Below are 11244 nucleotides of genomic sequence, written 5' to 3'. Positions count from 1 at the left end.
GTCTGGTGTGTGGTCAGAGACCACCAGCATCGAGGGAGGCCCGCCTCATGCGACGGAGCGACCCAGGGTGGGGAATTTCGGTGAGCGAAAGTGAGGAATTTCAGTGAGCGCCGTCAGCCCGAAGATGTTGACCAGTTCCGCGTAGCCGGGGCCGAGCAGGTGAGCCCCCACGACCCGGTCCGTCGCCTGATCGATCAAGATCTTCGTCGCTGCCGTTGCCCTAACCCACGAGGACGTTACCGGCGATGACGCCCCGGTTGTCGTAGTCACGCCTTCGGTCCGTCCGAGTGCGAACGCGTGAGGCGTTGCTGACAAGGTCGCTACTCAACGTCGTCGGGCTCGACCACGTTGACGGAGATCAGGGTCATGCCCAGGTCTCCTACCTTTCTCAGCAGCCCGTGCAACGCGGCCTGATCGATCAAGGGGCCGGAAAGGACTGTCGTTCCGTCGCTTTCAGTTGTCGAGGTCATGCCCTCGAACCAATCACCCCACTGCTGGTCAATGTGGCCTTTGAGGCGGACCTCATACCATGCCGGCTGATCGAGCCCGGTGCTCGGTCTGTGAGGTTCGGTCATCGCGATGTCGCCTTTCGGTGTAGTTCGAGCACGCGGAGGGAGCCCTTTCGCCGACGGGCTCCCTCTCGGCGTCAGGCGGCGGGAGTGTGGGCGACGTCTGCGCTTTGCTTGCCTGAGCTTCCTGCGCTCTTTCGCTGCTCCGACCAGAGGGAGTACCCGAGCCAGGTCAAGGCGACCCCCACCGGGATGGCGAGAAGGCGTTCGACTTCATGCGGGAGGACTGCCGCCAACGGCGTGATCGCGGACGCGGCGATCAACAGGATGGCGGCCCCGCGTGACAGGATGCGGGCGCGGAGAACGGCGACACCGAACAGCAGGCCGCCACCGATGTAGAACAGGGCTCCCAGCGGGGCCGCCACGGCGAGGGGCCCGAGGTCGGTCACGGCCTCATGTCCCGCGAAGAGCCCTACCAAGTCCACGGTGAGCTCTGGTGAGCCAGCCGCGGTCAGGGGGGCGATGAAGGCTTCGGCGAACGTGAATGCCGCCTGCAGGATGAAGAAGAGGCTGAACAGGACATACCCGATCAGACCAATCACGCCGAACTCCCTTACTTGGCGAAGGTAGATTCCCGTCACGCCTGTCAGGCCAAGGATCGCCATGGAGAAGCTGAGAGCGTGCACTATCACCCACACATTGCCGGTGACGGAGGCGAGCTCTTCACTGGGATGGAGGGGTTGGATCAGAATGTAAACCAGCCCCGCCACCATCGAGGCCACAGCGGCCGCGCGAGTCAGGGTGGAAGTGGTGATGCTCATTGTCGCTCTCCTTGTCCCGAATTGACCCAGGCGGGTGCCGAAGGACGACTCGAAATCTACGGATGCGCGCGGTGTTGCGTCATCACCACACGTGGTGATTGTTGTGGTGATTGACGATCGCGCTAGAGCAAACCAAGTTCCTGTGCCCGCCGGATGGCCCCCGGACGGCTGTTCACCCCGAGCTTGCCGAAGATGTGCTTGGTGTGGGTGCGAAAGGTGTTCAGGGACACGAAGAGCTCGCGTGCGATCTGCGGACCACTCAACTCCGTTGTAAGGAGCCTGAGCACGTGCATCTCGCGCTCGCTCAATGCCGCAGCATTTGACTGGGGGACGGTGGTTGCGTTTCGGGAGGGTAGGAAAGCGCTGTGGAGTCGATGGACATAGCCGCGAGCGATCCCTTCGTGCGCGGCCTCTTCAAGCAGCGCCGCCATGGGTGCCCCCTCATCCACGAAGAGGCGGATGTAGCCCTCCGGCTCTGCCTGGGCCAATGCGCGCGCCAGGGACGCGACGGCCTGCGACCTCCGACCCTGTGCCTGGTAGGCGAGCGCCTGCACCACCAGGATCTCGTTCACGCTTCCCATTCGTCCCCCAGCTTGTGCCGCTTCGAGCAGGCGCTCCAGTAGTGCCAGCGCATCGCGAATCGCACCTTCTCGCTGGTCGGCCTTGTGCTGCGCGACGAGCAGTCTCGCGAAGGTGATGTGCTCGAACTCTCGCAAGTAGCTCACATCATCCGACGAGGACAGACCCTGCTCGTCTGCCCACGCCAGGGCCTCAGAAAGCTTCCCCTGCGCGGTCCAGATGCGGGCCTTCATCGCCGCTATGGGACGGACCTCCGGGAGAAAGCCCGGGACGTACAGGTGTTCCGCCTCGCTGAGGAGGCTGAGTGCGTCGTCCAGTTCGCCTTCGGCTTCATTGATCCGAGCCATCCCAACAAACCACCGGTAGTGACTCTCGGGCAACGAGGCGCGCTCACCCAGCGCCCTGCTTGCCGACAGGTGCATGGTGGCAGCCTCCAGGTCCGCCTCCTCCCGGCACACCTCGCTCATACCTACGTGGAGGTCACCCGTGGACTGCATGGCAGGCTCGCCTTGTCCTGACGCGAGGAGCAGAGCCTGCTCGTACGCTTCGCGTGCCCTGCCTCGCCGCCCCTGCACCAACAACATGTCGGCCATGACGACCGCGCTACCGAGCATGTCCGCGGTGCTTCCCGCAAGGTGCAGGCTGGTCCGGGCATCGGCGAAGGTCCGAACTGCCGCTTCGAGATCTCCGTCGGCCCACAGTGCCAACGCCAGGAGCCCGCCAGCCGCGCCGCGCCCCCGATGATCCCCCGGCTGTGTGAGCTCCAACGCACGTCGAGCGTGCTCCCTTGTGCCGGCGACATCACCCCGCGCCTGGGCCAGGGCTGCTCGGTAGACGGCGATCATCACCGGGAGCGACTCGAGTTCTTCTCCGGCCGCCGAATCGTGATCCAGGGCTCCATCCTCGGTGGTCGCGGCCAGCGCATGCTCGGCGTCCCGCAGCCGGTCCTCCACCGCGTCCAGGTCCCCCGAGATGAGCAAAGACCACGCGTAGTAGACGCCGAGAACGGGCATCCGGCGGGCGGTCTCATGGGGAAGCAGCCTGAGCCAGCCGAGCAGGGTGGCATCCTGCCGACCGCGGCGCAGCTCGGGCAATGCCCGCTCTATGAGGCTCGCCGCCCGCGCGAAATCGGCCCCCGCCAGTGCATGCTTGACGGCGTCCTCAGGCAGGTCGTTCCGCTCGTGCCACTCGCTGGCGAGCCGATGGAGGGCCTCGACGCCGTCGCGGTCCTCTCGCAACGATCGCGCCCGGAGAACGTCGGCGAAGAGGTGGTGATAGCGGTACCACTCGCGCCGGTCGTCCAATGGCACCAGGAAAAGGTTGTCACGCTCGAGAGTCTCCAGCAGCTCGCTGCTGTCCGCCCGCCCAGTGACCGCTTCGCAAAGAGGACCACTCAGCCGGTCCAGAAAGGCGGTTTGGAGCAGGAAACCGCGGACGTGATCGGGCTGGTGCTGCAGGACCTCTTCGCCCAGGTAGTCAATGACGAAACGGTTGCTACCGGTGAACGCCTCGATGAAACCGGCGATGTCTGAGCGCTCCCGCATTGATAGGGCCGCCAACTGCAGGCCGGCTATCCAGCCCTCGGTGCGAGTGTCCAGTGCCGCGACGTCTTCCACCGAGAGCCCCAAGCCCATCACCCGGTTGAGGAACGTGGAGGCTTCGTCCGGCGTGAACCGCAGGTCGTTGGCACGAAACTCGTTCAGATCGCCGCCGCCCCGCAGCCGGGCAACGGGGAGGAGTGGATCAGAGCGACTCGCGATCACAACGTGCAGGTTCGACGGCAGATGGTCGAGCAGGAAGGTGAGGGCCTCGCGAATCGATGGGGCCTCGATCGACTGGAAGTCGTCGAGCACCAAGACGACCCTGTAAGACGCCTGGGCGAGTTGATTGATGAGATCGGTCAGGGCGAGTTCCATCTGCCGCGCCGGAAAAGCTGGCGAGGCTGGCGGATCAGAACTAGTACCTGGATCGGATCTCTGCATGGCGGCGAGCAAGTAGGCGAGAAAGCGTGACGGGTCGTTGTCACCTTCGTCGAGCGACAGCCACGCAACTCGAGCGTCTGGTTCACGTATTTGGGTGTCAGCGATCCATTCGCTGAGCAGTGTCGTCTTGCCGAAACCGGCCGGTGCAGAAATGAGCGTCAACTTTCGCCCCGCCTCGCGGCCTTCGTGCAGGCGATCGATCAGCCGCGCGCGGGAAACGGCTAGCGCCCGTAGTGGCGGGATGAAGAGTTTGGTCGCGAGGACCGGAGTCGCCATGACGCCATCCTAAGGACGCCGAGCTTTTCCCTGACCGAAACGGCCGAGCTTACCTGCGGCCACCCGATCGCAACTCACCACACCGATCACCACGTGTGGTGACGACGCGTCACCACGGCGACTCGTAGATTCTGTCTCGCCAGCTAGCCCAAATCATGACGAAGCGCCGTTCTGACTGGCACGCAGATAACACCGGAAGGTCGCTAATGACCACAACAACGACACGAACCCGGGCCGCCCGCGGCCAGTGGCTCATACCCACGGGCCTGATCCTCCTCACCTTGATCCCAATTCTCGGCGGCGCCTTTCGCCTCACCGAGCTGAGCGGTGGTCCGGCGATCATCCCGGCACAAGCGCGGTTCACGGGTTCGCCGATCCCCGTGATTCTCCACATCGTCTCCGCGACAGTGTTCAGCGTGATCGGAGCATTCCAATTCCTCCCCGCACTGCGTCAGGGCAGGCGCAGCTGGCACCGCACCGCCGGACGCATCCTCATACCCGCCGGCATGATCGCCGCCTTCTCCGGCCTGTGGATGACCACCTTCTACCCCCACGCCGTCGGTGACGGCGAACTCCTCTTCGTCATCCGGCTGGTATTCGGCTCGTACATGGTCGTGAGCATCGTGCTCGCCGTTCGCGCGATCCTTCGCCGCAACTTCGTCTCGCACGGCGCGTGGATGACTCGCGCCTACGCGCTCGGCGTCGCAGCCGGAACCCAGGCAATCACGCTCATCCCCGGCTCAATCATCTTTGGATCAACCCACGAGCTGTCCCGGGCCGTAGCCATTGGGTCCGCATGGGTGATCAACGTTGCGGTTGCCGAGCTCATCATCCACCGTCGACGCACCCGCCGAGCACAAGAGCTGGGTTTGCTCTAGAGAACCAACCGCTGTCAATCACCCCACCAGTCACCACGTGTGGTGATGCCGGGTCACCAGACGGCGCCGTAACTTTCGTCTGGCCTTCGGCGTCCGCTGAGGCCATTCAGAACTAGAGAAAGCAGCCCCAATGCTCAAGTCCGCCACGCGAGCCAGATCTTTGAGTCTCGTATTCGTCACAGCAGGGTTCATCTCCGCGATCGTGCTCGTCGTCAACGCTGCCAAGCGTGCTGAGATACTCGCGCTGAGTCCCGCCACCCAGCTCGCCGCACCCCTCGCGCAACTGATGGCGATCGGCCTCATCGTGGGAATCTTCGCCGCCACCCCAGCCATCCGGGGCCGCCTCGGCTCGATCGGCGTCGTCCTCTACGTCGCCTCACTCGTCGCCCTTGTCGGCGTCGAGTTCGTGATCAACCTCGTCTTCCCATACGTGGCACCCGAGATCGTCGGCGAACTGCGTGCCGGACCGCTCGGGATCGCCTTCACCGTCGCCTCCATCTCGTTCCTCGTGGGAACGATCATCTTCTACGCCGCCCTGTGGCGCGTAGCCCAGTCGCCCAAGATCGCGATCATCGTGAGCGTCATCAGCTCGGTACCCATCGCGCTTCGCACCGCTTTCCCAGAGGCCGTCCTGCAGGTCGGACTAGTCGGCCTGGCCATCGGCGTCAGCTTGCTCGCCATCTGGCTCATCCGAGCCGGCCGATTGAATTCCGCGAACGTCGCTTCCCGCGCGCCCGCGCTCGTCCAAGCGAACTGAATCCGGCCGTCCCTCCCCATGTACGCCGCACTGGGGAGGAACCGCCGGCCCGCCCTTTGCCGTGACGAGCGAGAGGCGCCAGCGTAGGTGTCTCGGAAAGCAATAGATTTTCGAGACACCAACTCGGCGCCTCGCGCTAGGAGACGATCCGGCGGAGTATCGGCGCACCCGGTGTCTCAGACTCCTCGTCACGCCTCAATGCGCTCGGCAGCGGTGCCTCAGTTGCTGAAACGAGCTGTCTCGGGCCGTGAGTTTGAGAACAAAGTGACGAATAAGTGACTACAAGCCACCTTCTGCCATCAAAAGCCAGACGGGGTGAGGGCATAAAACCCCCGGTCAGAGCGGATGACGGGAATCGAACCCGCGCTATCAGCTTGGGAAGCTGAAGTTCTGCCATTGAACTACATCCGCGTGCGACATCCGTGGGATGCGCGATGACCATCGTAGCAACTGAAGCGCCGTCGCGAAGCGCCCCCAGCGAGAGCGCTGGCTCAATCGGGCAGCGGCCCGGTCAGGTAGCGCTGCACGGTCGGCGCGATGCGCTCGAGGATCCACTCGTGGTCCGCCGACGCGAGCGGCTCGATCCGCAGCACGTAGCGGGCGAGCACGAGGCCCGCGACCTGGGTCGCGAGGAGCGACGCACGCTCGGCGACGAGGTCGGGCCGTGGGTCGGGTGCGAAGCGCCCGACGATCGGCAGGATGGCGCGATGCAGCAGGTACTCGCGCGCCTGCTCGGCGATCGCGGGGTCCTGGGTCGCGCTGCGCATGAGCGCGAGGACGCCGGAGCCGACCTCCGAGTCCCACGTGGCGAGCATGAGGCCGAGGAGCGTGCGCCCGGCGTCGTCGGGCGAGGCCGAGAACATCGGCGCGAGCACCTTCGCGGGATCGATGGGAATCGCCAGCACCGCCTGGAACAGCCCGTCCTTGGAGCCGAAGTGGTGCTGGATCATCGAGGGGTCGACGCCCGCCTCTGCCGCGATGAGCCGTGTCGTCGCCCCGGCGATGCCCCGCTCGGCGAACACGACCCGTGCGGCATCGATGAGGTCCTGGCGGGTCGTCGATCTGCCGGGTCGCCGGCCGATCATGTTCCGACCCGCTCCGGCTCCTGCTCGAGCAGCACCACCGTCTCCTCGAGGGTCGGCGGCACCGACTCCGCCGAGGCGCGGATGCCGCCTGCCGCAAGCGTCTCGCGCACGGTTTCGACGTCGCTGCCCGCAACCCGGATGTCGCGCCCGGCGAGCATCGTGGGCAGCCCGGCCGCGCCAAGCACCCCGAGTGCCTCCTGCCACGCGTCCGAGCGCACGAGCACCGCCGAAGCGCCGGCCGTCAGGTCGTCGACCTGGCCGGAGGCGAACAGCCGCCCGCGCGCGAGCAGGGCCAACCGGGTGCACTGCTCCGCCTCCTGCAGGTAGTGCGTCGTCACGATGACGCCGCGCCCCTCGGCCGCCTGCTCGTGGATGATCTCCCAGAGCCGCGCCCGCGAGAGAGGGTCGACGCCCGACGTCGGCTCGTCGAGCACGAGGAGCTCGGGCGCGTGACTGAGCGTGAGGGCGAACGCGAGCTGGCGCTGCCGCCCGAGGCCGATCTCGGCGACGGGCCGCTTCTCGACCGCCCTGAGCGACCCGGGCAGGTCGGCCGCCGGGCTCCGGTACACGTGCGAGATGAACTCCACGTTCTCGTCGGCGCTGAGCGTGCGATACAGCCCCAGGCCCTGCGGCATGTAGCCGAGCCGGCGGCGCGCCGCGTTGTCGGGCGGCGCGCCGAACAGCTCGACGGTGCCCTCGTCGGGCCGGTCGAGGCCGATGAGCATGCGCAGGAAGGTCGTCTTGCCCGCGCCGTTCGCGCCGATCAGGCCGACGATCTCGCCCGCGTGCACCTCGATCGTCACGTCGTCGACGGCGACGGTGCGCCCGAAGCGGCGGGTGAGGCCGCGGCCGCTCGCGATCACCGGTTCGGCGCGGTGCGCGGCGTGGGACGCCTCGGTCGGGTGCACGGTGACGGCCGGGCGTTCGGACGTTCGCGCTGCGGCATCCGCCCGCGCTGCGGCATCCGCCGACCCCGCGGCATCCGCCGAGCCGTTGTGCCGGAGCGTGTGTGCGATGAGCACGTCCTCGAGGTCGGGGTGCTCGATCGTCGTGGCGTCGCCGGGCGAGGCGCCCTCGGGGATCCAGACATGACGACGGATGCCGCGCCGCCACGCACCCGGCTCGTCGGTCCCCTCGGGCAGCAGGCCGATGCTGCCGGGCAGGTCCCGGATGATCTGCTCGGGGACGCCGTCCGTGAGCACTCGGCCGCTCTCGAGAGCGAGCACGGAGGTCGCCCGCTGCGCCTCGTCGAGGTAGGTCGTGGCCATGAGCACGGCCGTGTCGCCGACCGCGGTCGCCGAGATGAGCCGCCAGAGCTCGACCCGGCTCACGGGGTCGACGCCCGTGCTCGGCTCGTCGAGCAGCACCAGTTCGGGCTCGTGGAGGATCGCGAGCAGGAAGCCGAGTTTCTGCCGCATGCCGCCCGAGAGGTCTCGGCCCGGGCGGTCGCGCGCCTCGGCGAGCTCCGCCCGCTCGAGGAGGTATTCGCTGCGCTCACGGATTCGCGCTCTGGACATCCCGTACGAACGGCCGACGAACTCGACGTTCTCGGCGACCGAGAGGTTCGCCCAGACGCCCGACGTGGCGGGTTGGTAGCCGATGTCCCGGCGGTCGGGCGACGACACCGTGCCGGCGCTCGGGCGCACGCGATGCGCGAGCACTCGCAGCAGCGTCGACTTGCCCGCGCCGTCGCCGCCGACCACCGCCGTCACCGCACCGCGCTGCACGGTGAGGCTCACGCCGTCGAGGGCGCGGAGCTTCCCGAAGTCGACGTCGATGCCGTCGACGGCGATGCGGGTCACGGTTCCACCTCCGCCGTGTGGCGGGCCCTCGCGAGCTCGGGCTGGGGTCGCGGCTTCACGGGAGAGATGCTGCGTCCGAGTCGCGTGACCGCGAGGCCGAACACGACGACCGCCATGACGGCGAGCACCACGAGGGGCAGCCACAGCGAGTCCCACGAGGCGCCGCGAATCATGACGCCCTGGGAGATCATCGTGAAGTAGGTCAGGGGCAGCAGGTAGCCGATCCATCGCACGCCGACGGCCATCGCGTCGAGCGGGAAGATCATGCCCGACAGCAGGATCTGCGGCAGCTGCACCATGATCGCGAGCTGGATGGCCTGCCCTGTCGTCTGCGAGACCGACGAGATGAGCACGCCGATCCCGAGCGTGACGAAGAGGAACTCGGCCGCTCCCACGATGAAGATCGTTGCGTCGCCCACGAAGGGCACGTTGAACAGGAGCAGTGCGATCGTCGTGATCAGGGCCATGTCGAACGACGCCAGCACGAAGTACGGCGAGATCTTGCCGAGCACGACGCTGCTCGGGCGCAGCGGCATCACGGCGAGCTGCTCGAGCGTGCCCGCCTCGCGCTCGCGCACGAGTCCGATGCTCGTGATGATCGTGCCGATGAACGTGAGGATGAGGCCGATGATCGCCGGCACCATCACCCACGACGTCTTCAGGTCGGGGTTGAAGAGCACCTGGACGTCTACTGTCGGGGCGCTCGGCTGCTGCGCGAGCTGCGCCTGCACCTGCGCGAACAGCACCTGCGCCGACTGCGCGGCGAAGAGGTTCGACCCGTCGATGAGCACCTGCACCTCGCTGCCGCCGTCGGCGACGATCGCGACATCCGCCCCGTTGTCGACCAGCAGCTGCTCGGCGTCGTCATAGGCGCCGTCCTCGTCGACCGACACGACCTCGACGCGATCGCCGAGCTCGTCGTTCGAGTCGATGAGTGCCTCCACCTGAGACGACTCGCTCCCGAAGAGCGCGACGGTGAGGTGTTCGACCGTGAAGTTCGCGGCGTAGCCGAAGATCACGAGCAGCAGCAGGGGCATGACGATGAGGAGCGCGAGCGTGCGATGGTCGCGCCGCAGCTCCTGGAACTCCTTGACCATCACCGCGCGCATGCCGGCCTCCTTCGGCCTCGGCGGACTCCGTCGCGGGAACGCCCGGGGGTGTCATCCGCTCGAATCGACCCTCCTCCCGTGATAATCCATCACTCGGGGAATTTCCGCAAGAGGCCGCCCCACGAGATCTCGCTAGGCTGACTGCGTGCTTCTCTCGGATCGCGACATCAGGGCCGAACTCGATCGCGAGCGCATCCGGCTCGAGCCCTACGAGCCCGCGATGATCCAGCCGTCGTCGATCGACGTGCGCCTCGACCGGTACTTCCGGCTATTCGACAACCACAAGTACCCGTTCATCGACCCCGCCGAGGATCAGCCCGAGCTCACCCGCCTCATCGAGGTGAAGCCCGACGAGCCGTTCATCCTGCACCCCGGAGAGTTCGTGCTCGCCTCGACGTTCGAGGCCGTGACCCTGCCCGACGACGTCGCGGCGCGTCTCGAGGGCAAGAGCTCGCTCGGCCGGCTCGGCCTGCTCACCCACTCCACCGCGGGCTTCATCGACCCGGGCTTCACAGGTCACGTCACGCTCGAGCTCTCGAACGTCGCGACCCTGCCGATCAAGCTGTGGCCCGGCATGAAGATCGGCCAGATGTGCTTCTTCCGGCTCTCGTCGCCGAGCGAGCGGCCCTACGGCTCGGCCGAGTACAGCTCCCGCTACCAAGGCCAGCGCGGGCCGACGGCATCGCGTTCGTTCCAGAACTTCCACCGCACGGATGTCGGCGTGACCGACGCGGGCTCGCACGGTCGCTGACGCCGTGGGCGTGTCGAGCGGGAGCACGACTCGGGCCGCGCGGCTCCGGTGGTCGGCCGCCGGCGCGGCCGCGTTCGTCGTGCTCTATGCGCTGCACCGGGTGCTGCAGGGTGCCGGAGCAGCGAGCAGCGACCCCGCGGCGGTCGCCGAGTGGATCGACAGCGCGCGCGGCCTCCTGCTCGCGAGCGAGCTGGTGCTCGGTGCCGCGTTGCTCACGTGCTTCGTCTTCATCGCACCGCTCGTGGTCGTGCTGCGCGAGGACGGCGCGCCGGTGACCGCGACCGCCGTCGCCCTCTCGGGTGGCGTCTTCATCGCGATGGGGCTCGTCTCGAGCGCCCTCGAGACCGCGCTCTACGCCTCCACCGGCGCCGAGCCGGTGCAGGTCGTGGTGCTCGACGGCTTGCAGGCGCGCGTGCCCAACGTGCTGGCCGCCGCCGCACTGGCCGCGTGCCTCGCGCCGGCGTTCCTCCAGCGCCGGCTGGCCTGGCGGTGGGTCGGCATCGCGAGCCTCGTCGCCGCCGCGGCGTTCGTGCTCGGGTTCGCGTCGGGGGTGGTCGGCTCGGCCCCCGAGTCCGGGGGCTCCGTGTTCGGCGTGGTCGCGTTCGTCGTATGGCTCGCGCTCGTCTCGGTCGCGCTCTTCGCCTCCGCGGCGCGCGCGGGGCGGTCTGCCGACTGATCGCCTCGGGCAGCTACCG

Annotated in this window: 11 protein-coding genes and 1 tRNA gene; 4 read left to right on the top strand and 8 right to left on the bottom strand. The window is 67.4% G+C overall.

The annotated features are described in order from the left end of the window. Window positions 1-45: 45 nt before the first annotated feature. From ASG80_RS24735 to ASG80_RS12370, 4 genes are all read right to left on the bottom strand, one after another. Window positions 46-270, bottom strand: a complete 225-nt coding sequence (locus tag ASG80_RS24735; RefSeq protein ID WP_082590258.1) for a hypothetical protein — start codon at window positions 268-270, stop codon at window positions 46-48. A 50-nt stretch (window positions 271-320) separates the two neighbouring features. Further along, window positions 321-575, bottom strand: a complete 255-nt coding sequence (locus ASG80_RS12380) for a hypothetical protein (protein WP_056731116.1) — start codon at window positions 573-575, stop codon at window positions 321-323. Window positions 576-646: 71 nt separating this feature from the next. After that, window positions 647-1330 carry a hypothetical protein gene (locus tag ASG80_RS12375; RefSeq protein ID WP_056731113.1) on the bottom strand — a complete coding sequence of 228 codons (684 nt, stop codon included), beginning with the start codon at window positions 1328-1330 and terminating at the stop codon, window positions 647-649. 122 nt (window positions 1331-1452) lie between these two features. After that, window positions 1453-4167, bottom strand: coding sequence for a LuxR C-terminal-related transcriptional regulator (locus ASG80_RS12370; RefSeq protein ID WP_056731111.1), 2715 nt, complete (start codon window positions 4165-4167; stop codon window positions 1453-1455). Between the two features lie 155 nt (window positions 4168-4322). On the opposite strand from ASG80_RS12370, the gene ASG80_RS12365 reads away from it, so the two are divergent. Next, window positions 4323-5045, top strand: a complete 723-nt coding sequence (locus ASG80_RS12365; protein ID WP_235508298.1) for a DUF2306 domain-containing protein — start codon at window positions 4323-4325, stop codon at window positions 5043-5045. 130 nt (window positions 5046-5175) lie between these two features. After that, on the top strand, window positions 5176-5802 hold the full coding sequence (locus ASG80_RS12360; RefSeq protein ID WP_082590256.1) for a hypothetical protein: 627 nt from the start codon (window positions 5176-5178) through the stop codon (window positions 5800-5802). 340 nt (window positions 5803-6142) lie between these two features. Here ASG80_RS12360 and ASG80_RS12355 read toward each other — a convergent pair. From ASG80_RS12355 to ASG80_RS12340, 4 genes are all read right to left on the bottom strand, one after another. Then, window positions 6143-6213 (bottom strand) — tRNA-Gly (locus tag ASG80_RS12355). A gap of 80 nt (window positions 6214-6293) precedes the next feature. Beyond that, window positions 6294-6887: a TetR family transcriptional regulator gene (locus tag ASG80_RS12350; RefSeq protein WP_056731105.1), complete on the bottom strand. Its 594-nt coding sequence runs from the start codon at window positions 6885-6887 to the stop codon at window positions 6294-6296. Continuing rightward, on the bottom strand, window positions 6884-8689 hold the full coding sequence (locus ASG80_RS24450) for an ATP-binding cassette domain-containing protein (RefSeq protein WP_082590254.1): 1806 nt from the start codon (window positions 8687-8689) through the stop codon (window positions 6884-6886). The genes ASG80_RS12350 and ASG80_RS24450 overlap by 4 nt, the downstream gene beginning before the upstream one ends. Further along, entirely contained in the window at window positions 8686-9798 is a 1113-nt protein-coding gene (locus ASG80_RS12340) for an ABC transporter permease (protein WP_056731102.1), read from the bottom strand. The genes ASG80_RS24450 and ASG80_RS12340 overlap by 4 nt, the downstream gene beginning before the upstream one ends. Before the next feature lie 145 nt (window positions 9799-9943). Between ASG80_RS12340 and dcd the strand changes: the two genes are divergently transcribed. Then, complete coding sequence (gene dcd / locus ASG80_RS12335) at window positions 9944-10549, top strand: dCTP deaminase (protein ID WP_056731100.1); 606 nt, start codon at window positions 9944-9946, stop codon at window positions 10547-10549. A 4-nt stretch (window positions 10550-10553) separates the two neighbouring features. Continuing rightward, window positions 10554-11225, top strand: coding sequence for a hypothetical protein (locus ASG80_RS12330; protein WP_056731098.1), 672 nt, complete (start codon window positions 10554-10556; stop codon window positions 11223-11225). Window positions 11226-11244: the final 19 nt, after the last annotated feature.

The sequence above is a fragment of the Agromyces sp. Soil535 genome (assembly GCF_001428255.1).
Lineage (GTDB): Bacteria > Actinomycetota > Actinomycetes > Actinomycetales > Microbacteriaceae > Agromyces.
Note: the sequence above shows the minus strand (reverse complement) of the source record. Positions and strands in the feature narration are given on the sequence as shown.

Bases quoted from the DNA above. Each gene is read 5' to 3' on its own strand.
- ASG80_RS12350 (WP_056731105.1), bottom strand. From the start codon at position 6,887: ATGATCGGCCGGCGACCCGGCAGATCGACGACCCGCCAGGACCTCATC.
- ASG80_RS12370 (WP_056731111.1), bottom strand. From the start codon at position 4,167: ATGGCGACTCCGGTCCTCGCGACCAAACTCTTCATCCCGCCACTACGG.
- ASG80_RS12360 (WP_082590256.1), top strand. From the start codon at position 5,176: ATGCTCAAGTCCGCCACGCGAGCCAGATCTTTGAGTCTCGTATTCGTC.
- ASG80_RS12340 (WP_056731102.1), bottom strand. From the start codon at position 9,798: ATGCGCGCGGTGATGGTCAAGGAGTTCCAGGAGCTGCGGCGCGACCAT.
- ASG80_RS12365 (WP_235508298.1), top strand. From the start codon at position 4,323: ATGACGAAGCGCCGTTCTGACTGGCACGCAGATAACACCGGAAGGTCG.
- ASG80_RS12380 (WP_056731116.1), bottom strand. From the start codon at position 575: ATGACCGAACCTCACAGACCGAGCACCGGGCTCGATCAGCCGGCATGG.
- ASG80_RS12375 (WP_056731113.1), bottom strand. From the start codon at position 1,330: ATGAGCATCACCACTTCCACCCTGACTCGCGCGGCCGCTGTGGCCTCG.